This is a genomic window from Pseudomonas salomonii, from assembly GCF_900107155.1.
In the GTDB taxonomy this organism is placed as follows: Bacteria; Pseudomonadota; Gammaproteobacteria; order Pseudomonadales; family Pseudomonadaceae; genus Aquipseudomonas; species Aquipseudomonas salomonii.
This window is the reverse complement of record NZ_FNOX01000010.1, coordinates 175156-196604: the sequence shown is the minus strand read 5'-3', so window position 1 is coordinate 196604 and position 21449 is coordinate 175156. Positions and strand designations below refer to the sequence as shown.

Below are 21449 nucleotides of genomic sequence, written 5' to 3'. Positions count from 1 at the left end.
ATGACCTGCACGGCGCCTTTGGGTGCCGTGTTGCTTTTGCCGCCCGGCATTCATAAAAAATTTCCGTCGCGGCCTCTTGTAATAAGCTTATGCGCCCTTATGTAACGGTCACCGCAAGGTTTCTGGTGGCGACATCAGACAGACTTCCGCGTCTTGCTTGGCGAGGCGCGACCGGCACCGCCGGAATACAACTTGCCGGTATCGATACCGGCCGATGAAAAACACAATTAGGAGAGATCGACAATGAGCAAGCTTCGTCCTCTGCACGACCGCGTCGTAATCCGTCGCAGCGAAGAAGAAAAGAAAACCGCTGGCGGTATTGTTCTGCCAGGTTCGGCTGCTGAAAAAGCCAACCACGGTGTGATTCTCGCTGCAGGCCCGGGCAAGACGCTGGAAAACGGTCAAGTACGTGAGCTGGCCGTAAAAGTGGGTGACAAGGTTGTTTTCGGCCCTTACTCCGGCAGCAACACTGTGAAAGTCGACGGCGAAGACCTGCTGGTCATGGCTGAGAACGAAATTCTCGCCGTTCTGGAAGACTGATTCCCCGCTCATTTTCCCGTTACTACAAAGTATTTAAGGAATATCGATCATGGCTGCTAAAGAAGTTAAATTCGGCGATTCCGCCCGCAAAAAAATGCTCACCGGCATCAACATCCTGGCTGACGCGGTAAAAGCGACCCTGGGCCCTAAAGGCCGTAACGTGGTTATCGAGAAGAGCTTCGGCGCTCCGACCATCACCAAGGACGGCGTTTCCGTAGCCAAAGAAATCGAACTGGAAGACCGTTTCGAAAACATGGGCGCGCAGCTGGTCAAAGACGTTGCCTCCCGTGCCAACGATGACGCAGGCGACGGCACCACCACCGCTACCGTACTGGCTCAAGCCATCGTCAACGAAGGCTACAAGGCCGTCGCTGCCGGCATGAACCCGATGGACCTCAAGCGCGGCATCGACAAGGCGACCATCGCCATCGTTGCTGAGCTGAAAAAGCTCTCCAAGCCATGCGCCGACACCAAGGCTATCGCTCAGGTAGGCACCATCTCCGCCAACTCCGACAACTCCATCGGCGACATCATTGCCGAAGCCATGGAAAAAGTCGGTAAAGAAGGCGTGATCACCGTTGAAGAAGGCACTGGCCTGGAAAACGAACTGTCGGTTGTAGAAGGCATGCAGTTCGACCGTGGCTACCTGTCCCCGTACTTCGTCAACAAGCCTGAGACCATGGTTGCCGAGCTGGACAGCCCGCTGATCCTGCTGGTCGACAAAAAGATCTCGAACATCCGCGAAATGCTGCCAGTGCTGGAAGCCGTTGCCAAAGCCGGCCGCCCACTGCTGATCGTTTCCGAAGACGTTGAAGGCGAAGCCCTGGCGACTCTGGTTGTGAACAACATGCGTGGCATCGTTAAAGTCGCCGCCGTCAAGGCCCCAGGCTTCGGCGACCGTCGCAAGGCCATGCTGCAGGACATCGCTGTTCTGACCGGCGGTACCGTTATCTCCGAAGAGATCGGCCTGAGCCTGGAAAGCGCCACCCTGGAAAACCTGGGTAGCGCCAAGCGCGTGACCATCTCCAAAGAAAACACCATCATCGTTGACGGTGCTGGCGTTGAGCAGGACATCCAGGCTCGCATCACTCAGATCCGTGCCCAGGTTGCCGAAACCTCGTCCGACTACGACCGTGAAAAACTGCAAGAGCGTCTGGCCAAGCTGTCTGGCGGCGTTGCAGTGATCAAGGTTGGCGCCGGTTCCGAAGTTGAAATGAAAGAGAAGAAAGCCCGCGTTGAAGACGCCCTGCACGCAACCCGTGCAGCCGTTGAAGAAGGCGTGGTACCTGGCGGTGGCGTTGCACTGATCCGTGCTCTGGAAGCCCTGGCTGACCTGACCGGCGACAACGCTGACCAGAACGTCGGTATCGCTGTTCTGCGTCGTGCCGTTGAAGCACCGCTGCGTCAGATCGCTGCCAACTCCGGCGACGAGCCAAGCGTTGTGGTCAACGAAGTCAAGAACGGCAAAGGTAACTACGGTTACAACGCTGCGACTGGCGAATACGGCGACATGATCGAAATGGGCATCCTGGACCCTACCAAGGTGACTCGTTCCGCGCTGCAAGCAGCAGCCTCCATCGGTAGCCTGATCCTGACTACCGAAGCTGCAATCGCCGACAAGCCAAAGGCTGAAGGCGCAGGCGGTGGCGGTATGCCTGACATGGGCGGCATGGGTGGCATGGGCGGCATGATGTAACCCAGCCTTACCCGGCTATTAAAAAGCCCCGCCTGCAGTGATGCAGGCGGGGCTTTTTTGTATTCAAAAATGTAGGAGAACCAATGTGGGAGCGGGCTATATCTGTCTCAACCCAATGTACGGCGCCGCAACAGCTTCCTGAAGGTCATGCCCCGCGCCAGGGTTACTTGGGCAGCCGGCACAAGTGCCACGGGTTGCGGTGCAGCAGCTTGGTTGAGTGAGCCAGGGCCAGGCAGGTGCGCGAGTTTCTCAACGCCGGCGGCTCGGGGCCACCTCCGGGGTGGTGGGGTAAGGAGCGCATCCTGCGCCGTTGGCCGACGTGCCGTATTGGCGGTGTGATCGCCAGCGTGTTTGTCTTCCATCCGTGGTGATGGCTTGTCCGTAACCGCCAGGCGCGAGGCTGACGCATTACCGGGCACGAATGCGCCGGCAACGATGCACAGCGACAGCATCAAGGTGGGCAAATGCTTCTTACGGGGATGCATGAAAGGGCTCTCCAACCGGGGATTCAGTTGGCGAGGTTACGGGCGATGGGATGGCTTGGCTGTCACAGGCTGTAACAGCGCTCTAAAGAGGGCGCAACGGCAGTACCAGGCTCATGCGTGCGCCGCCCAGCGGGCTGCGGGTTACCGACAACTCACCGTGATGCCACTGGGTTGCGCGCTTGGCCAGCGCCAGGCCGAGGCCGAAGCCACTGGGCTCGTCGCCGCCCATGGCCAGCCGCACGAAGGGCTCGAAAATCTTTTCACGGTTCTCCGCCAATATGCCGGGGCCGTCATCGTCGACATGCAGCACCAAGTGCTGCTCACCCTGATAAGTGGCGCTCACGCACACTCGATCACGGGCATAGGTGATGGCGTTGCTCAAGAGGTTGCGCACGATCAGGTGCAGCAGGGCGCGGTCGCCGATCAGTTCAAGCTGTGCAGGCTCGGTTTCCAGGCTCAATTGGCGATGGTGCCCGTCCAGCAACGCGAACTCCTGGTGCAGCCAGTCACGCAGGTTGATGGGCTCATGCTGCAAATCAGTGGGCGCGCCGGCCATCCGCGCAAAGGCGAGGCTGGCGCGAACCAGGGCTTCGAGTTCTTCGACATCGGTTTGCAAGCGCTCTTGCAGGCGCGCGCGGATCGGCGGGTCTTCACTTTTGCTCAGCAACGTAAGGGCGAAACGCATACGCGCCAGCGGCGTGCGCAGTTCGTGGGAAACAGCCTGAGAAACTTCGCGGTGGCGTTCGCTCATGGCGCTGATGTCCCGCGCATGCTGTTGCAAGGTCAGCAGCAACGGCGTCCATTCTTTGCCCAGAGCCGGCAGCATGACGTTTGGGGTGCGTGCCAGGGTGCCCAGGCAGTTGTTGAGCGTGGCCAGGTCCTTGTTATGCCGCCGGTACGCGCGCAAACCGAAGGCCAGCAGCAGCAACACCGGCAAGCCTGCGACACAGGCGGTGATCCAGAAAATCGGGAATTTCAGCAGGTCCTTGACCTCGGCGCTTCCCCACATAGGGCCGAATCGGATCACGGTATCGTCGTCCAGCGGGAAGTAACTGATGTCTTCGTCGCTGTTCAGCGCCGGCTGCTGGTGTTCGAGCATGACCATGGCTTCGGGCGGCAATTCGACGTCGTCATACGGAATCAGCTCTACCGGGTACTGGAAGTGCGCGCGCAGGATGTCCATGCGCGCTTCACGCTTCTCGGCAGGCACGCCTTTAAGCTGTTCGGCCACCAGGTAGCCCGGACCGGCCATCAAGCGCAAAAAGCTGTCTTCGCCGACAAACACCGAGGCGTTGGTGCACAGCCACAGCAGATAAAGGGTCAGGCTCGTCCAGCCCGCGCCCGCCACGGCCACCATCCAGGGGCGCAGTTTAAACATGCTGGGCCGCCTGGGGGATTTCGACAAACAGGTAGCCTTGGGCCGTGATGGTCTGGATGGTCACCGGGCAGGCCAGGCTCATCAGCTTTTTGCGCAGGCGCGACACACGCATATCAATCGAGCGGTTAAGCCCGTCGTATTCCAGGCCGCGCAAGCTTTGCAGAAGTTTCTCGCGGGTCAGCAACACGCCACTGTGGCGGGCGAAAATCGCCAGCAATTCGAACTCGGCCACCGAGAACTGCAACGGCGTGCCGTCGAGCCAGGCGAAATGACTGTTGAGGTCCAATCGAAACGCGCCCCACTGATAAGACGCGTTGGGCGCCTGGCGGTGACGGCGCAGTAATGAACGCACCCTGGCCAGCAACAGCAGCGGGTCGACCGGCTTGACCACGTAATCGTCGGCGCCCACGTGGAAACCGGTCAATTGCTCGGCGTTTTCATCCAGCGCGGTCATCATCAGGATCAGCCCGGGGTAGCTGTCGCGAATCTGGCGGCACAGGGTAAACCCGTCGATGCCCGGCAACATGACATCGAGGATCAACAGCGCCGGTTTTTCCTCAAGAATGCGCTGTGCGGCGCGATCTCCACGGTGCTCCACGGCGACGGTAAAACCTTCGGCGCGCAAGAACTCGGCCGTCAGCGCGGCCAATGGGCGGTCATCTTCGATCAGCAACAGGGAGTCGGACATGCAAGGGCGCCATCGCCGGAGGATGGCGCAAGTGTCACGCCCTTGCCCTGTGGTAGGCAAGGGCCAGAGCGCAGCTGTCAGCGTACGCTGATCGCAGGGGGCACTTCCTTCGGCGCCTTCCAGCTCAGCAATTGTTGTGTGTAGCCATAGCTGGCCGCTTGGTAGTAGGTGATGGCGCGTTGTATCAACGGATCATCACTGCCCACGCGTAACTCCTGGCTTTCACCCAGGGCTTGATCGTGGCGACGCAGGCCCTGGCGTGGGCTTAAAATGGCCAGGTCCTTGCCGTCAAACAGCCCCAGATACTGGTAGTTGCCGACCACCACGCGCGGTGGCAACGGGTTGTCCTGCAACAGGTTGCGGCCAAAGAAGGTCGACTCGTAGCTCAGGTTGATCAGGCCCAGCAAGGTCGGCGCAAGGTCGATCTGGCTGGACAGTTGTGCGGTTTCCCGCGCTTCGATCAGCTTGGGTGCATAGATGAACAGCGGGATCTGGTAGTTGGTGATCGGCAAGTCTTCCTTGCCTGCACTGCCGGCGGTGTGGTCGGCGACGAACACGAAAATCGTGTTATCGAACCAGGGCTTCTGGCGTGCCGCTGCGAGGAACTCGCCAATAGCGTGGTCGGTGTATTTGACGGCGCCGTCACGGCCTTTACCGGACTTGATATCAATGCGCCCGTCCGGGTAGGTGTAGGGGCGGTGGTTGGACGTGGTCATCAGTTGCAGCAGGAAGGGCTGCTGCTTGGCGTAGTCGGCGTCGGCAAGTTTCAGGGTTTGCCGGTAGAGGTCTTCATCAGCCATGCCCCAGGCGTTCTTAAACGAAATTTCCGCTTCAGGCACACTGCTCTGGTCGACGACCCGATAACCGTTGCCGCTGAAAAACGCGTTCATATTGTCGAAGTAACCGCGCCCGCCGTAGACGAACACGCTGTCGTAACCGACGGCACCGAGTTGCTGGCCAAGGCTTGCGAAACCGCTTTCACGGCCGATGCGCTTGACGATCGAGCGGCCGGGCGTGGGTGGAATCGCCAATGTGATCGCTTCCAGCCCACGGTCAGTGCGGGTGCCGGTGGCATAGAAGTTATTGAAGTACAGGCTTTGTTTACGCAGCGCATCAAGGTTGGGCGTCAGGTTGTTCTCATCGCCATTGCTGCCCATGTATTTGGCGCTGAAGCTTTCGATGGTCACCAGCACGATGTTGGGTTTACGCAATGTGCCTGGGTTGTCGATAGTGCGGCGGATATCCAGCGGGTCTGTGCCGATAAAGCGCGCATTGGGTTCACTGAGTTCTGCGCGCAGTTGTTTGGCGACAACCTCGGTTGGCAGGCTTTTGTAGAACTGCGTGTAATCGAGTTCGTTATTGCGAAAGGCGGCAAAAAATTGGTAGGGGCCGTTGCTCGCCAATTCGTTCATATAGGCATTGCCGCCTTGGGCACGCGGGCTGTTCTGGCTGATCAATTGCACACTCAAACCGGCGGCTACCAACAGGCACAGGGCATTCAGCAAGCGGCCGCGCATTGGCGGGAGCGGGGCGTTCATCGTCGTATTGAACGGCTTGCGCAGGGCCAGGCTCAATACTATCGCCAGCATCGCTAACAAACTGAGCAGTTTGCCGATCGGGTAGGACTCCAGCAGGTTGTTCAACACCTCCTTGGAATACACCAGGTAGTCGACGGCGATGAAGTTGAAGCGCACACCGAATTCATCCCAGAACAACCATTCAGCGACCGCAGTGAACAGCATGGCGAAGACGCTAACGGTGAGCACCGCTTGCAGGAACCAGCGATGGCCGCGACGGCGCCACAGCGCGGGCGGGCACAGCAGCAGGTACAGGCCCAGCGGCAAGGCGGCATACACCAGGAAGCTCAGGTCATAGAGCAAACCCACGCCAAACACCGGCAGCAAATTGCCGCCGACTTCATCCAGATGAGTGATCAGCAGCACGCTGCGGGTCAACAGGAAAATCACCAGCCAGGTTGTGGTGACGAGCAGCAGAAAACGCATAGGCGCGTTTTTGAGAAACCCCATGTCCATATTCCTTATATCGATGGGCGAGATGTTCAACCTGGCACTGTAGTTAGTGTGTGAAGCTATAGTGAAAAACTTGTTGGAATATGTAATTGGTTGAAAACCTTTATCGGCATGGCTCCAAGGTCTATCCCTGAGCCACACTTGGCCTTAAGCTGCGCGAGCCAACAAGGCCGTTACCGCGTACGGAGACACTGCCCATGCGAATTTTATTGGTTGAAGACAACCGCGATATTCTGGCCAACCTGGCCGATTACCTGGGGCTAAAGGGCTACACCGTGGACTGTGCGCAGGACGGTTTGTCGGGCCTGCACCTGGCCGCCACCGAGCATTACGACCTGATCGTGCTCGACATCATGCTGCCCGGTATCGATGGCTACACGCTGTGCAAACGCCTGCGCGAAGACGCCCGCCGCGACACGCCGGTGATCATGCTCACCGCCCGCGACCAATTGGATGACCGGCTGCAGGGCTTCAAGTCCGGCGCCGATGACTACCTGCTCAAACCCTTTGCCTTGTCCGAGCTGGCCGCGCGCATCGAAGCCGTGCTGCGCCGTGCCCAGGGTGGCGGGCGCCGTGCCCTGCAAGTCGGTGATTTGAGCTACGACCTGGATACCCTGGAAGTCACCCGCGAAGGGCGCTTGCTCAAGCTCAACCCGGTGGGCTTGAAGCTGCTCGCGGTGCTGATGCAAAAAAGCCCGCACGTACTGCGCCGCGAAATCCTCGAAGAGGCCCTGTGGGGCGACGACTGCCCGGACAGCGACAGCCTGCGCAGCCACGTTCACCAATTGCGCCAGGTAATCGATAAACCCTTCGCCAAGCCGTTGCTGCAAACGGTGCACGGTGTGGGTTATCGCCTGGCCGAGGGCCGTGATGGAGTTTAAGCAAAGCCTTGCCCAGCGGATCATCATCGCTTTTGCGCTGATGAGTGCGCTGGTGGCGGGGGCCTTCGCCATGGGCATCGTTGCGACTGTGCACCTGGTGGAAGAAAAACTGATTTCGGCCGGCCTGGGCGGCGACCTGCAGCGCCTGTTGTTGATGGACAGCGTTGAGGACTGGAGCCACCGGCCCGAGCCCGACCAGCTGTTTTACTTCAGCGGCGGGCCTGGAGATTTCGAGCTGCCCAAAGACCTGCGGCACCTGGAACCGGGGTTTCACGAAGTATTCCGCGAAGCGCTGTCGTACCACGCCATGGTTGAAGTGGTGGATGGCCGACGGTATGTGTTGCTGCAAGACCAAAGCGATTTCGAAGAACGTGAGCGCGTGCTGTTTGCCGTGGTGCTGGTGGGCTTTGTGCTCAGCCTGGCGCTGGCGGTGTTCCTCGGTTGGGTGCTGGCCCGCAAGGTGATGGCGCCGGTGGTGCGTCTGGCCCGCCAGGTGCGCCATCGTGACCAATTGCTGGGCTTGGCGCCGCCGCTGGCGCCGGACTACGCCGCCGATGAAGTCGGCGAGCTGGCCGTGGCGTTCGACGCCACCCTGGGCCGCCTGCGTGCGGCCTTGTCCCGTGAGCAATTGTTTACCAGCGACGTCAGCCACGAACTGCGCACGCCCTTGATGGTATTGGCCAGCTCCTGCGAACTGCTGCTGGAAAACCCGGCCATTGACCAGCGTGGTCGCAACCAGGTGCTGCGAATCGCCCGTGCGTGTGAAGAGATGCGCGAGCTGGTGCAGACCTTCCTGATGCTGGCGCGTGCCCAGCACGATGATTCCGGCATGTCGGCCCAAGTCAACCTGACCCAGGTGGCCGAAGATCTGCTCGGCATCTGGCGCGGGCCCATCGAGCAAAAAGGCCTTGAGTTGATCTTCAGCCCGGGAAACCCGTTGGACACTCGCTACAACACCACCTTCTTGCATGCGGTGATGGGCAACTTGCTGCGCAATGCGTTGCACTACACCGAGCAGGGCTTTATCCGCCTGACACTCGAACCCAGCGGCTTTGTGGTGGAGGACACCGGGGTCGGCATTCCCGAAGACAAGCGTGAAGCGATGTTCGAGCCCTTTGTGCGCGGCAGCGAGAAGCGTGGCGAAGGCCTTGGCCTGGGTTTGTCGCTGGTGCAGCGCATTTGCGAGAGCCAGGGCTGGAGCGTCAGCCTGAGCACCATGGAGCCCAATGGCTGCCGTTTTCATGTGGAGTTGAGCCAGGTCAAACCCTGAAAGTAGACCTGGCCGCTATCCTGCCAGAGAACCCGCTAAATCGGCGAAGATGGCCCCATGCTATTGCTTGTGTCTGTAAAGTCTTGAAATGTATGGGATTGGACAGGACAAGTTTTTCACAACGGGTTGACCTGTTGATCACAGTTTGCTGCTTAAGGTTGTAGGCATCAGCTACTGGAGATCCGTTGATGTCTACCCCGATCAAGCTCGATTTTTCCGAAAAGTACGACGATCAGCACGCGCAGAATTATTTGCTCAAGCATCAGGACAATCTGGCTCGCCGGCTGTCCCACAAACGCGACGAGCAATTGGCGCGCGGTGCGCTGGCCATGGCCGGCGAGCCGGGCCTGGTGCTGGACCTGCCTTGCGGTGCCGGGCGGTTCTGGCCATTGTTGGCGGAGAAGCCCAACCGTGTGATTATCGGCGCTGACAATTCGGAGTCGATGTTGAAGGTCGCCACCGTTGCCCAGCCGGCGGAGGTGGTGAAGCGGGTACGGCCTTTGCACACGTCTGCCTTTGATATCGATTTGCCCGATAACGCGGTCGACAGTATTTTTTGCATGCGTTTGATGCACCACATTGGTGATCCGGCGCACAGGCTGGCAATACTGAAAGAATTTCAGCGGGTTACCCGCGACAGCGTGATTATTTCGTTGTGGGTGGATGGCAATTTCAAGGCTTGGAAACGCAAGCGCGCCGAAGCCAGGCGTCGCAAGAAAGGTGAGCAGGAAGGTTACCAAAACCGGTTTGTGTTACCGGCTGCTACTGTCGAGGCAGAATTTGAGCAAGCCGGTTTCCGGGTCCAGGAATCCCTGGACTTCATGCCGCTCTACGCCATGTGGCGAGTCTATGTATTGCGTAAGAGGTAACAGGATGGCAGTTGAGTGCGTATCAGGCAGTCACGTAGCTCCCGAAGAACGATTTGATTTTTTCTGGCGCCAGCAGGGCGAATGGGTCGAGGAACCCAACCGCCGACGCGGTGGTGAAAGCGGTGTGCAGCGAGTCGTGAGCCCGAATGGCCGCTTGCTCTACAGCAAACGCCAGACCGGGCATATTTACCGCAGTTGGCTTCACCCGTTCGGACGCCCGACCGTGTTGCGCGAACGTGACGCCCTCAAAGGTCTGCGTTCGCTGGATGTACGCGTTCCGGAACTGGTGTTCTGCGGCGCGCGCCGTGACCCCGAGCACCAATGGAAAGCCTTGTTGGTGACGGCGTCCCTCGACGGTTTCGACGAGATCGAAAACTGGTACGCCGCCGGTGGCCGTGAGCAGTACGGCGAGTTGGTTCACGAGCGCATGCTCAAGGAATTGGCGGGCACCCTGGCACGCATGCACAAGGGGCGCTGGCAACATGGTTGCCTGTATATCAAGCACATTTTTGTACGCGTGACCGGCGAAGGCGACTCGGCCAAGGTGGAAGTGGCGCTGCTGGATTTCGAGAAGTGCCGTCAGCGCCTGACCGCTTATCGGGCCGCCTCCCATGACATGCTGCAATTGCGCCGCCATTCGTCGTGGAACAGTACCGACTGGGAAAAACTCAGCTACTTTTACGAGACGGCGTTTGGCAGCGCTATCAAGGGTTTAAGTAGATGAAGCTAGAAATAGCACGAGGTGTGTTCCTGGTCGGCGCGTTGGGCATTGCAGCCCTGGCGCTGGCTGCGTGGGAACAACCTCGCACACAAGTGCTCAGTGCGGCGCAGGGTAGCGGGCAATGCCTGCTGCCACGTGTTGCCAAGGCCAGTGTGGCGGCCAAACCGGATCATGAGTTGCTGTTGTTCATGTTCGGCATGTCCCAAGGGATGAGGCCGCAGAGTTGAAAAGATTTTACCCCCCGACAAAGGGCCTTGCGACGCGAGGCCCTTTTTTTATCTCAAATGATCAGGTGCAGATGGTTATCCCAAAGCCCGGCCGGCAATTGCAGCGGCTTGGCCACCAACTGCGGCTGGCGGCAATCGTAGAAGCGGCAACGGCCCTGGCCTGAGGTGACGACAAAGCCATCCGCCACCGCGCCTACGCCCGCGCAGTCGGGCAACGGCCCGTCCAGACGCAGCGCACCGCTGTCCATGTCCCAGATAAAAAACCGGTTACCCCGCGGCGCCGTCAGTGCGACCAGACGCAGTTCGCTGTGCACGGCGACGCTGGCGGTGTAATGCCCCATGGCTTGCAGTTGCTCATCGGCTACCGGGAACGCCACGAATGGCTGCCCCGGGTGCTTGATCGCGAGCAACTCGGAGCGCTCCTGGGACGGCCCCATGAACTGCTGCCCGGTGAGGATCGTGCCATCGCTGGCAATCCCCATATGCCGCACGCTGTTCATCTGTTGGCCCAGGGTTTCCTTGCTGATCAGGCTGCCGTCGCGGTGCATCAACACCAGGCTCGGTTCCATGGCGTTGAGGTTCATCTCCACACGGCTTTCGGCTTCGGTGCGAATGCCGCCGTTGGCCACCACCAGGGTTTCGCCGTCGGGCATCCATGACACCTGGTGCGGGCCGATGCCATGGGTGGAGATTTCGCCGCTGTGCACCAGGCGCTCGCCCTCGAATTTGTACACTCCGAGCAGGCCACGGCCGGGGTCGGAGGTGTCGTTCTCGGTGGCGTACAGCCAGTCGCCGCTCTTATGGATGACTGCGTGGCCATAGAAGTGGCGATTGGCATTGGACGTGATGGTTTGCAGCAGCGTGCCAGTACGCAGGTCGATCAGGTAACTCTCGGTGCCTGGGCGACGGGCGACGAACAGTGCAATCGGCAGTGTCGGGTGGTTGATGATGTCATGGCAGCGCTGGCCGACCTGGGTGGCAAACACTTGCGTGCCGTCCAGGCGAAAACCCACGGCGTAGTGCTTGCCGTCCGCGTCATCGCGGGCCGACAGCAGCAGCGGTGCCTGCTTCTTTTGTTTGAACAGCGTCCAGCCACCCAACGTCAGTGCGCTGAGCAGCACACTGCCAACCGCCAAAGCCTGTCGCCTGAGCATCATCAGTCACCGTCGTTGGCGTTAAAGCCCAGTTGGATGCCCAACGCCTTGGCCAGATCACCTTCGTGCAGGCGGTGGACCACGTTGAGGCTGTCGTAAATGTCGTTAAGTTGCTGGCGCCCGGCATCATCGGCCAACAATTCGTTGAGCGTGCGCTGGTTGCTGGCGAACAGCTTGAGCGAGGCGGCGTAAGCGGCGTCGATCTTGTCGGCCAGCGGCTTCTGCTCGGACCCCAACAGGCCGCGCAGGCCTTTGTTGTCGACACCCACCCACACGGTCTGGGCCGCCGCGAGGCTGGCTTGCAGGCTTTGCAGGGACGACTGGCTGCGCCAGGCATCGGCCTGGAACGGTTGCGGGATGCCCTTGGTCTGGCGGCCCATCGGTGTGCCGAGTTTTTTCTTCAAGGTATCCAGTGCGGTGACCTGCACACGCAGCAGATCAGCGATGGCTTCGTGGGAATCGGCGTAGCGCTGGTTCGGGAACTTGGTCATCTGCGCGAGCATGCCGTCGGTGCTGTTCCAGCTGGCCAGGATCTCTTCGGCCAGGGTTTTCTGACGCTCACCAATGGCCACCAGCAGTGGGCAGTAACGGGCTTTCTGGGCTTCGTCGGCGACGTCGGTCTTGGCGTCGTAGAGGATGTATTCGTAAGCCGACAGGCCTTGCACCACTACGCTGGACTTGGCCAGGGCGGCACCGTCGATCTGCGGCTGGGCGCTGACCAGCTGTTCGACCTGGCGACCCACCAGGTTTTTCTTGTCCGGCCAGAACTGCACTTGCCACGAACGGTTGCCCTCGGCCAGCGGGCCGATCAGCAGCGGTTGCAACTCAGCCCAGGCTTTTTGCGCGTGCAGGAAGTCGGCGCGGGCCGTCTCCAGGCTTTCCTTGCCCTGGCAGTAGGCGAGGGCGCTGACTGCCAGCTGGCGGTCAGCTTCAACCCAGCGGCTGTAGGTGGGCAGGATCACTTGCTTGGCGATGGCCGCCGAGGTCACCGCTTGCGGGTCCTGGGGCGAGCAGGCGCCGAGGGCGAGGGCGGCAAGGCTGGTGAACAGCAACTTGGGACGGAACATGTCGAGCTCCCTTCTGTCAGTGTGGCAATGCTTATAAGGAATTCAGGAACGCCAGCAACGCAGCACGCTGCTCGGCATTAAAGGACAACACATGCTGCTGCGCCGCTTGTGCTTCACCGCCATGCCAGAGCACGGCTTCGAGCAGGTTACGGGCGCGGCCATCATGCAAAAACTGGGTGTGACCACTTACGGCCTGCGTCAGGCCAATGCCCCACAACGGCGGCGTGCGCCAGTCGCGGCCGCCGGCCTTGAACTCGCTGCGGTGGTCGGCCAGGCCTTCGCCCATGTCGTGCAACAGCAGGTCGCTGTATGGGCGAATCACCTGGTTGGCCAATTCAGGTTCGGCGGCCGTGGCCGCCGTGGTGAACGTCGGCTTATGGCAACCCTGGCAACCGGCCTGGTAGAACAGGTTTTTACCGGCGAGCACCTGCGGCGTGTTGACGCCACGGCGTGCCGGCACGGCAAGGTTGCGGGTGTAGAACAGCACCAGGCGCAGGATGTTATCGCTGACTTCCGGCTCGCCCTCGGGGCCATTGCCATTGGGCGCCTGTTTGCAGGCGACTTGGGCTTCGGTGCAGTCATCAAAGGGTCTCAGGGACGTGGTGAGGCCCATATCACCAGAAAACGCGTGAACATTTTGTTGATTGAGGTTGGGTTGCCCGGCTTTCCAGCCAAAACGCCCGAGTACGGTTTGGTGCTGCGCGTCATCCCAGACCCAATTGGCGCGACCGACGAGGGCTTCCTTGTCGGCGGTTTTCGCGTCGGTGTTGCGCAGAATGTCGGCATCGCTGATGGCTTCGAGCAGGCCCAGGCCGATCATCGGTGGTGCAATCCGCGCCGAGAAAAGTGTTTCGGGGTGCATCGGGCCGTAGCCCAGCTGGGTGATTTGCAGGTTTGGCTTGCGTAACTCGACCACGCTGCCGTCCTTGAAAGTCACGTTGACGGGCGTGTAGTCGACCCGCACTTTGCCTTCAGGCGCTACGCCCGGCACGGCCATGTCCTGCAATTGGCCACCGTAAACCGGCTCAGGCACCACACCTATCTGCTCGATGAGCCTGGCATCCACAGGCGCAGCCGGAATCGACAGGCGCACCAGCATCGACACCGCATTCGGCGCGTCGGGCAGCGGCGGATGGCCACGGCCGTCCTTGATATGGCAGTTTTGGCAAGCATTGGTGTTGAACAGCGGGCCCAGGCCATCACGCGCGGTGGTGGTGGACGGCGCAATCACCCAGGGGCTGCGAAAGAAGCTGTTGCCGACGCTGAAATCCAGGCGACGGGTGGGTGCCAGGTTGGCCGAAGGCAGGGAAAACGCGTTCTGATCGCGCTTGTTCACCGTCGTCGCGCCGCCCGCCCGTGATTCCCCCGGTTCTGCCTTGGTGAATCTGGGCGCGTCATCGCAGGCAGTCAGGCTCAAGGCCAGCAATGCTGCACACAGACGAAGAGGCGAACGGACCATCGGGTTTCCTGCGGCTAAGGCGAAAAATAAGGCCGCAAAGTCTAACAGGGCAGGGCGGATTGAATAAGAGCAATTATCGTTTGGTGGAATCCGATTCATTCCCGCTAGAATGACCGCACATTTTTTCTGGAGGTGGCCAATGCAGGCTCTCGACGCTTTGCTCAACCGTGTTTCCGTGCCGCGTCTGCTGGAACCGGCGCCGACCCAGGCGCAGCGCGACGTGCTGTTCGCCGCCGCCATGCGCGCGCCCGACCACGGCCAACTGCGCCCATGGCGCTTCCTCACCGTAGAAGGCGCCGCCCGTGAGCAGATGGGCACGCTGCTGGCCGAAGCTGCACGCCTGCAGGACGCCGACGCACCGCAAGCCGCTATCGACAAGGCTCAGAATGGGCCGCTGCGTGCGCCGTTGGTGGTGGTGGTGATAGCGCGGTTGCAAGAGCACTTTAAAGTACCTAAATCCGAGCAACTGCTGGCGGCTGCCTGTGCGGCCCACGGTATTTTGCTGGCGGCGTATGCGCAGGGGATCGGGGCGGTGTGGCGCACCGGTGAGTTGTCCTACTCGGCCCATGTGGCTAAAGGCTTGGGGCTGACGGCGGATGAGGAAGTGATTGGCTTCCTCTATCTCGGTACGCCGCAGAATCCTCCGCGCACGGCGGCCAAGGAAGATGTAGCGGCGTTCGTTCAGGCCTGGACTGGCGTCTGATTGTGGGAGGCTGGCTTGCCCGCGATAACGGCCTGTCAGTCATGGATGTACTGACTGACCCACCGCCATCGCGGGCAAGCCAGCTCCCACAGGGATCTTCATTGTTTTGAGGATCGGGTTTATACCTTGAACTGATCCATCAACTTCATTTGCTGGGTCGCCAACGCATTCAGTTGGCTGCTGATCGCCGCCGACTCGGTGGCCTGGCCGGTGAGGGTTTCGGTCACGGTGCGGATCGCCGAGACGTTGCGGTTGACCTCTTCGGCCACGGCGCTCTGTTGTTCGGCGGCGCTGGCGATCTGCAGGTTCATGTCGCTGATCACCGTGACCGCGTCACTGATCTTGCCCAGTGCCTGCACGGCTTGATGGATCTGCCCGGCATTGCTCTGGGCCTGCTGCTGGCTGGAATGCATGGTCGCCACCACACCACGGGTGCCGCTCTGGATGCGCTCGATCACCAGGCGAATTTCCTCCACCGAGTCCTGAGTCCGTTTGGCCAGGTTGCGCACCTCGTCGGCCACCACCGCAAACCCGCGCCCGCTTTCTCCGGCGCGTGCCGCTTCGATGGCGGCGTTCAGGGCCAGCAGGTTGGTTTGCTCGGCAATGCTGCGGATCACTTCGAGCACCGAGCCGATCTGTTCGCTGTTGACCGCCAGCGCTTCCACTTCGGTCACGGCCTTGCTGACCTCTTCGGCCAACGTGGTGATGTCGCGGGTGCTCTGTTCAATGATCGACATGCCGTCACGCGCCGACTGGTCTGCGCCACGGGCGGCGCTGGCAGCGTTGGAGGCGCTGTTGGCCACATCATGGGCGGTGGCGCTCATTTCATTGGAGGCAGTGGCCACCTGGTCTATTTCGCGGAACTGCACCTGCATGCCTTCGCTGGTCTGGCGGGCAATGGCTGAGGACTGGTCCGCCGTGCCACGTGCTTCTGTAATGCTCTGTTTGATTTGCGCAATGGTCGGTTGCAGCTTGTCGAGGAAGCGGTTGAACCAGTTTGCCAACTCGCCCAGTTCGTCCTTCTTGGCGTAGGTCAGGCGCTGGGTGAGGTCGCCTTCGCCGCTGGCGATGTTTTTAAGCATCGCCGCAACGGTGTTGATCGGCCGGGTCACGCCGGTGGCGGTCAGCCAGATCAGCAGCAGGCCGAGCAAGGCAGCAGCGGCGCCGACCAGCAAGGCTTTGAGCGTGCCCGAGGCCTGGGCTTTGTCGAGCACGTCTTGCAGTTTCAAGGTGTCGGCCAGCATCACGTTCTTGGGCAGTTTGATCACAACGCCCCAGGCCTTGGCGTCGGCAATCGGCTTGACCGGGTACACGGCGCGGATCGTGTCATCTTGCTCACGGATCGTGCGGGTATCGTTGGCCATCAGTTGCACGATTTCCTTGCCTTCACTGCCGAGGGTGTCGATCAGATTCTTGCCGACTTTGTCCGGCTGGCCGCTGTACGCCGCAATCAAACCGGTGCTGGACAGAATCTCCAGGTGCGCCGCGCCGTCGAACAGTTCTTTTTGCGCCGCGTCCGTCATCGCCTGCAGCGTATTGAGCGCCAGATCGATACCGACCACGCCGATGACTTTGCCGTCGACGATCAGCGGCAGCGAAATAGTGGTCATCAGCACCTGCTTGCCGGCCACTTCATCGGAATACGGGTCGAGCAGGCACACCGTGCGTGTGTCCCGTGGGCAGGTGTACCAAATGTTGTAGGGCGTGCCGCTGAGGTTGAGGGAGGTTTTGGTCAGGTCAGCCTCGACCATCACCGTGTTCAGTCCTTCGCCGCCAGCGCGGCTCCAGTAGCTGGCGAAACGGCCTTTTTCATTGGAAACGCGGGTTTTGTCGTTGACGAAGTCGCTGTCTTTGCCATCCAGGCCATTGGGTTCGAATGACAGCCAGATGCCCAGTACCTTGCTGTTGCGCTCAAAGGCGGTTTTGACACTCTGGTTGAGCTCTTCTCGCAAGGCGCCGGGTTCCAGCGCTCGTTTGTTGGCGAGGGCGCGCAGGTCTTTGACGTGATCGGCCAGCGCGGTGACCACCACGAGGTTTTCGCCAAAGGTTTTCTGTAACTGCACCGCCTGTTCGGCGGCCTTGGCTTGCAGCAGGTGTTGAACGTTTTGGGTGAGCATTCGCGAGCTTGAATCGCTGATCAAATGGTCATTCTGATCGGTCTCGTACAGGTTGATACTGATGATCAGCGCTATCACCCCCAGCAGACAAAGGCCCGACAGCAGCACGATTTTCAAGCGGATGGAGAGGGTGTCGAACATAGGTTCACTCGCGATTGGACTCGTTGAAATGCAAGCAGGGCGAGCCAAGTCCATTCGGCGCTATGTCCGGAACATCGGCGTAAATGGATGTTTCATGAGGGAAAGGCGATGAGCGGTCGGAAAAAGACTACACGCCGCGTTATACGGGGGCTGCAAGCCGTTCGGGGCGCGACCAGATCCACAGGTTGCCCAGGCTCATCCCGGCAATCGCCAGGTAGATCGGCCAGCCGTGATCGAGCATCACCAGCATCAGCACGGCGCACAGCAGCATGCTCACGGTGGCGCTGACTTTGGCCCGGCGCGCGATGATCTTGCCATTGCGCCAGTTGAACAGAATCGGTCCGAACAGCCGGTGGTTTTCCAGCCAGGCGCTGAGGCGCGGCGAGCTTTTAGTCGCGGCCCAGGCGGCCAGCAGGATGAATTCAGTGGTGGGCAAACCCGGTATGACAATAGCCACCAACCCAATGCCCAGGCTGACGTAGGCCAGCAGGCCGAAGAGCAACTGGGCGATTTTTGAGGTGGATTGGGTTTTGCCGGTCATGGGTCGGGTGATCACAAAAATCAATTCGAAATAAGTTTCAAATGTGGGAGCGGGCTTGCTCGCGAATACGGTGTGTCAGTCAATAAATTTATTAGCTGAACGACCGCTTTCGCGAGCAAGCCCGCTCCCACATTTGATTGCATTTCAATTCAAGTGTTACGCCAGTTCAGGGGCGCTAGCGTACGCCTGTTCCAGCAGCACGGTGAAGCGCACAAACGCGTCGATGGCACCTTTTTCTGCCGCGGCTTCTTCTTCGGCGCTGAACTCCAGGCCGTCGAGGGTGCGGGTGAAGCGCTTCCAGCCTTCAGCGCGGCCACCGGCCGGCTCGCCCAGGTGACGGGCACCGAAGGTTTCGCTCAGGCCCAGGCCCACGGCGCGCTTGATCAGGAATGCAGCGCCCAGCTTGGAGCCTTCGGACACGAACAGCCAGCCCATGGCTTCGGCTTTGCTCGGGTTTTTTACCGCGCCGGCAACCGGTGCCGGTACTTCGGTTTCCAGGTCGGCCAGGTCGAGTTTGGCGGCCTCGGCGCGGCAGCGCTCAGCCAGGTCCGGGACGATCTTGATCAACTCGGGGTCGTTGTACAGCGCCACCAGTTCCGACTGGAACAGGTACTGCGCCACCACAAAACGGGCGAAGTTGGCTGGGGTTTCAAACGGCGCGTGGGCTTTGACCAGGGCGTCGAGCCTGGTGTGTGGCGCGTGGGTGATCTGGTTCAGGCGCTGGGAGCGCAGGCTTGGGCGTTCTGCGGTAGGAGAAGCGGTCATCGAAAAAATCCTTGAGAAGGGGAGCGCCTGGGGGCTCTAAAGAGAGCTGTTATCAACTAGACGAACAAGAAGACGCGGCACAGTAAAAAAACCTCACCTCGCCGCTGATATAGGGCGGCGAGGTGAGAGCGGCGGTCAGATGTCCCAGATCAGGTTGATCGCGAAGTTGCGACCCGGCTGGGTCAGGCGGTCGAGGTTGGCGGGCGCGGTCACGCCGGCTTCGCCGACGCCGTCGTAGCTGCGCACGTCATCCCAGTTCCAGTACTTCTTGTCGGTGAGGTTGTAGATACCGCCGTTGATGGTCACGTCGTTGGTGACTTTGTAGAAGCCGGTCAGGTCGACCATGCCAAAACCCGGGGTCTTGAACGGCGCGCTGGTGCTGCCATCCGGCGCGTGGAAGGTGGTGCTGTCGACACGGTTCTGTTTCTTCACCAGCGTCCAACTGACCAGCGCGCCGTATTGCTCCTGCTCGTAGCCCAGGCCGAACACGCCTTTAAGCGGGTTGACGCTGTTGAGCGGCTCGCCGTTGTCGTCGTTACGGCCGTAGGTGTAGCCCACCGAACCCTGGGTGTAGAGGCCTTGTGGTGCGCCGAACGCGTCCAGGTTCAGGCGGCCTTTGGCTTCAACGCCCTTGATAGTGGCGTGCTTGATGTTGTTGGCTTCGAAGGTTTGGATGTCGCCGCCGGCGACCGAGGCGTCTTCGTCGATAAAGTCGCGGTACTTGTTGTAGAACACCGCGATGTCGAAGGAGCCCTCGTCGAACTGGCCGCGAATTCCGGTTTCGATGCCCTTGCTGGTTTCCGGCTTGAGGTTCGGATTCGGCTCGACGGTGTAGCCCAGGTTGAGGTTTTCAAAGCGGCCATAAAGCGCCTTGGCCGACGGGGTGCGGAAGCCCTCGGCATATTGGCCGAACCAGGTGTACTGATCGGTCAGCGCATAGGTCAGGCCGAATTTTGGCGTGACGCGGTGCCAGGTTTTTTCTTTGTCGCTGACCGGGTAGGCGCCGGTCGGGTTGACGGTGTTGAGGAATTCCTGGGTCAGCTTGGGCTTGAGCCGGGTGTAGTCGTAACGCACGGCGGGCAGGAAGGTCCATTTGTCCCAGGTGATCTGGTCCTGGGCGAACAGCGAGTAGGTGTTAATGGTCGGGTCCGGGAAGTCGCTGGACTTTTTCACGCTGTCGCCGGCAGACGGGCTGGGCGCGCCGATGGCCGTGCAGCCTGAGCCGACGGCGAGGCAGTAGGCCGAGCCCTCGCGCGAACCGCTGACTTTCTGCTGCTTGAGGGTGGTGCCGTAGGTGACCTGGTGATCGGTTTCACCGAGGCTGAACGCCTTGTCCAACTGAACGTCGAAAACCCACTGTTTTTCTTCGTACAGGGTGTCACGGGTGCGCATGACGCGACGGCCCGGCTGGTAGATTTCGGCGGTGCTCTGGTCGGTCTTGGCGATCTGGTAATTGAGGCTGGTCTTGATACGGTCAGCCATCGGCGAGTTGAGGCCGAAGGTGTTTTCCAGGCCGAAGCGCTCGCGGGTGATGGTGTCGTTACCCGAGCGGGCGCGGTACAGGTTCATTCCGCGACCGCCGATGAACGGTCCGCCCACTGCGTTCTTCAAGTTGACGTCGCGATCATCCTTGAATTTCTCGTAGGTCAGGCCAAGACGGTTGTCCTCGCCATAATTCCAGCCCATTTTCGCCAGGATATTGGTGGTGCGCGCATCTTCCGGGTTGGCGCCGGTGCGGGCCAGGCCGGTGGCGTTGTTGCCGTCGTAGGACTCCATTTCATGGCCATTGCGCTGGCTCAGGTGCAGCAAGCCGTCGAAGTCCTGCACGCGGCCGGCAACGGTGCCGGAGGTCAGCCAGCTGTCGTCGGCGGAGCTGTAGCCGGTTTTGAGGCGGGCGCCGACGTCCTGGCCGGGCTTGATGATGTCGTCCGGGTCCAGGGTGAAGTAGCTCACTGCGCCGCCGATGGTGCTGCTGCCGTACAGGGCTGACGCCGGGCCGCGCAGGATCTCCACGCGCTTGACGATTTCCGGGTCGACGTAGTTGCGACGGGTCTTGGCGTACGGGCCGTTGAAGAAGTTGTCCGGCACTTCCACACCGTCTACCTGGGTGAGGATGCGGTCGCCGTCGATGCCACGGATGTTGTAGCCGGCGTTGCTGGCGCGGGTGCCTGCGCCGCCGACCGACACGTTGGGCTCGTAACGCACCAGCTCACGGATGGTATTCACGTTCTGGCGGTCCAGCTCCTCACGCGCATGCACGGTGACAGTGCTTGGCACGCTGTTGACGTCCTGCTCACTGCGGGTGGCGCTGATGGTCACCTGTTGCAGGTTGAGCGTGCTGCCGGCCGGGCGCTTTTCCAGCACGATGTTGTTATTGCCCAGTTTGCGGTAGCTCAGGTTGGTGCCCAGCAACAGCCGGTCCAGGGCCTTTTCCGGCGAGAGTGCGCCGCGTACGCCGGGGGACGACACACCCTGGCCGAGCTCTGCCGGCAAGCCGACTTGCCAGCCGGTCACGCTGGTAAAGGCATTCAACGCCGATACCAAGGGCTGCTGTTCGATGCTGAAACTGTAATTGCCGTGGCTGCGCGCGGCAGGTTCGGCGGCCATCACCGGTGCACTGGCCAGCAGGATGGCGGCGGTTAGCAGCGACAGGACGGGCGAAGAGGACCGGCGGTTGAAACGAGAGGACATCGAGAGCGCTCCGGGGATACGAATCT

19 protein-coding genes and 1 pseudogene are annotated in these 21449 nt (G+C 60.7%); 8 read left to right on the top strand and 12 right to left on the bottom strand.

Annotated elements, in window-relative coordinates:
- Positions 1 to 243: 243 nt before the first annotated feature.
- Together BLV67_RS22815 and groL are read left to right on the top strand one after the other, a co-directional pair.
- Positions 244 to 540 (top strand): co-chaperone GroES, encoded by a 297-nt coding sequence (locus BLV67_RS22815; protein ID WP_017139748.1) that lies wholly within the window; start codon positions 244 to 246, stop codon positions 538 to 540.
- A gap of 49 nt (positions 541 to 589) precedes the next feature.
- A complete protein-coding gene (gene groL / locus BLV67_RS22810; RefSeq protein ID WP_056858678.1) occupies positions 590 to 2236 on the top strand; it encodes a chaperonin GroEL in 1647 nt (548 codons plus the stop codon).
- A 107-nt stretch (positions 2237 to 2343) separates the two neighbouring features.
- On the opposite strand, the gene BLV67_RS32665 is transcribed toward groL, so the two are convergent.
- The 4 genes from BLV67_RS32665 to BLV67_RS22795 form a co-directional block, all read right to left on the bottom strand.
- Positions 2344 to 2721 (bottom strand): hypothetical protein, encoded by a 378-nt coding sequence (locus tag BLV67_RS32665; protein ID WP_139114081.1) that lies wholly within the window; start codon positions 2719 to 2721, stop codon positions 2344 to 2346.
- 82 nt (positions 2722 to 2803) lie between these two features.
- Complete coding sequence (locus BLV67_RS22805; RefSeq protein WP_069788171.1) at positions 2804 to 4099, bottom strand: sensor histidine kinase; 1296 nt, start codon at positions 4097 to 4099, stop codon at positions 2804 to 2806.
- Positions 4092 to 4787 (bottom strand): response regulator, encoded by a 696-nt coding sequence (locus BLV67_RS22800; protein WP_056858676.1) that lies wholly within the window; start codon positions 4785 to 4787, stop codon positions 4092 to 4094. Before BLV67_RS22800 ends, BLV67_RS22805 begins: the two co-directional genes overlap by 8 nt.
- Positions 4788 to 4864: 77 nt before the next feature.
- Positions 4865 to 6814, bottom strand: a complete 1950-nt coding sequence (locus tag BLV67_RS22795; protein WP_069788170.1) for an LTA synthase family protein — start codon at positions 6812 to 6814, stop codon at positions 4865 to 4867.
- Between the two features lie 200 nt (positions 6815 to 7014).
- Between BLV67_RS22795 and colR the strand changes: the two genes are divergently transcribed.
- The 5 genes from colR to BLV67_RS22770 all read left to right on the top strand — a co-directional run bounded on the left by colR (position 7015) and on the right by BLV67_RS22770 (position 10785).
- Entirely contained in the window at positions 7015 to 7698 is a 684-nt protein-coding gene (gene colR / locus BLV67_RS22790) for a two-component system response regulator ColR (RefSeq protein ID WP_003175870.1), read from the top strand.
- Positions 7688 to 8968, top strand: coding sequence for a sensor histidine kinase (locus BLV67_RS22785; protein ID WP_065930404.1), 1281 nt, complete (start codon positions 7688 to 7690; stop codon positions 8966 to 8968). The genes colR and BLV67_RS22785 overlap by 11 nt, the downstream gene beginning before the upstream one ends.
- Before the next feature lie 188 nt (positions 8969 to 9156).
- A complete protein-coding gene (locus BLV67_RS22780) occupies positions 9157 to 9837 on the top strand; it encodes a class I SAM-dependent methyltransferase (protein ID WP_056858673.1) in 681 nt (226 codons plus the stop codon).
- Between the two features lie 4 nt (positions 9838 to 9841).
- A complete protein-coding gene (locus BLV67_RS22775; RefSeq protein WP_058422710.1) occupies positions 9842 to 10561 on the top strand; it encodes a lipopolysaccharide kinase InaA family protein in 720 nt (239 codons plus the stop codon).
- Positions 10558 to 10785 carry a hypothetical protein gene (locus BLV67_RS22770; RefSeq protein ID WP_065930405.1) on the top strand — a complete coding sequence of 76 codons (228 nt, stop codon included), beginning with the start codon at positions 10558 to 10560 and terminating at the stop codon, positions 10783 to 10785. Before BLV67_RS22775 ends, BLV67_RS22770 begins: the two co-directional genes overlap by 4 nt.
- A gap of 53 nt (positions 10786 to 10838) precedes the next feature.
- Here BLV67_RS22770 and BLV67_RS22765 read toward each other — a convergent pair whose 3' ends face one another.
- Genes BLV67_RS22765 through BLV67_RS22755 form a run of 3 tightly spaced genes read right to left on the bottom strand, consistent with a single transcriptional unit; the run spans position 10839 to position 14465 of the window.
- On the bottom strand, positions 10839 to 11939 hold the full coding sequence (locus BLV67_RS22765) for a DUF1513 domain-containing protein (protein ID WP_069788169.1): 1101 nt from the start codon (positions 11937 to 11939) through the stop codon (positions 10839 to 10841).
- Between the two features lie 2 nt (positions 11940 to 11941).
- Positions 11942 to 13006, bottom strand: a complete 1065-nt coding sequence (locus BLV67_RS22760; protein WP_068931446.1) for an imelysin family protein — start codon at positions 13004 to 13006, stop codon at positions 11942 to 11944.
- Positions 13007 to 13037: 31 nt separating this feature from the next.
- Entirely contained in the window at positions 13038 to 14465 is a 1428-nt protein-coding gene (locus BLV67_RS22755; RefSeq protein WP_069788168.1) for a di-heme oxidoreductase family protein, read from the bottom strand.
- Positions 14466 to 14604: 139 nt separating this feature from the next.
- Between BLV67_RS22755 and BLV67_RS22750 the strand changes: the two genes are divergently transcribed.
- Positions 14605 to 15168 (top strand): NAD(P)H nitroreductase, encoded by a 564-nt coding sequence (locus tag BLV67_RS22750; protein WP_065930409.1) that lies wholly within the window; start codon positions 14605 to 14607, stop codon positions 15166 to 15168.
- 119 nt (positions 15169 to 15287) lie between these two features.
- Here the strand turns inward: BLV67_RS22750 and BLV67_RS33750 are convergent, their stop codons facing one another.
- The 5 genes and pseudogenes from BLV67_RS33750 to BLV67_RS22730 form a co-directional block, all read right to left on the bottom strand.
- Positions 15288 to 16043 (bottom strand): methyl-accepting chemotaxis protein, encoded by a 756-nt coding sequence (locus tag BLV67_RS33750; protein WP_371919053.1) that lies wholly within the window; start codon positions 16041 to 16043, stop codon positions 15288 to 15290.
- Positions 16044 to 16145: 102 nt separating this feature from the next.
- Positions 16146 to 17285 (bottom strand): annotated as a pseudogene (locus BLV67_RS33745) (methyl-accepting chemotaxis protein); the annotation flags it as partial.
- Between the two features lie 280 nt (positions 17286 to 17565).
- On the bottom strand, positions 17566 to 17967 hold the full coding sequence (locus BLV67_RS22740; RefSeq protein WP_017139762.1) for a YbaN family protein: 402 nt from the start codon (positions 17965 to 17967) through the stop codon (positions 17566 to 17568).
- 156 nt (positions 17968 to 18123) lie between these two features.
- Positions 18124 to 18732 carry a biliverdin-producing heme oxygenase gene (locus tag BLV67_RS22735; protein ID WP_069788166.1) on the bottom strand — a complete coding sequence of 203 codons (609 nt, stop codon included), beginning with the start codon at positions 18730 to 18732 and terminating at the stop codon, positions 18124 to 18126.
- 135 nt (positions 18733 to 18867) lie between these two features.
- The gene (locus BLV67_RS22730; RefSeq protein ID WP_069788165.1) at positions 18868 to 21423 is read right to left on the bottom strand and encodes a TonB-dependent receptor; all 2556 of its coding nucleotides are present in this window, start codon (positions 21421 to 21423) and stop codon (positions 18868 to 18870) included.
- Between the last annotated feature and the right edge of the window lie 26 nt (positions 21424 to 21449).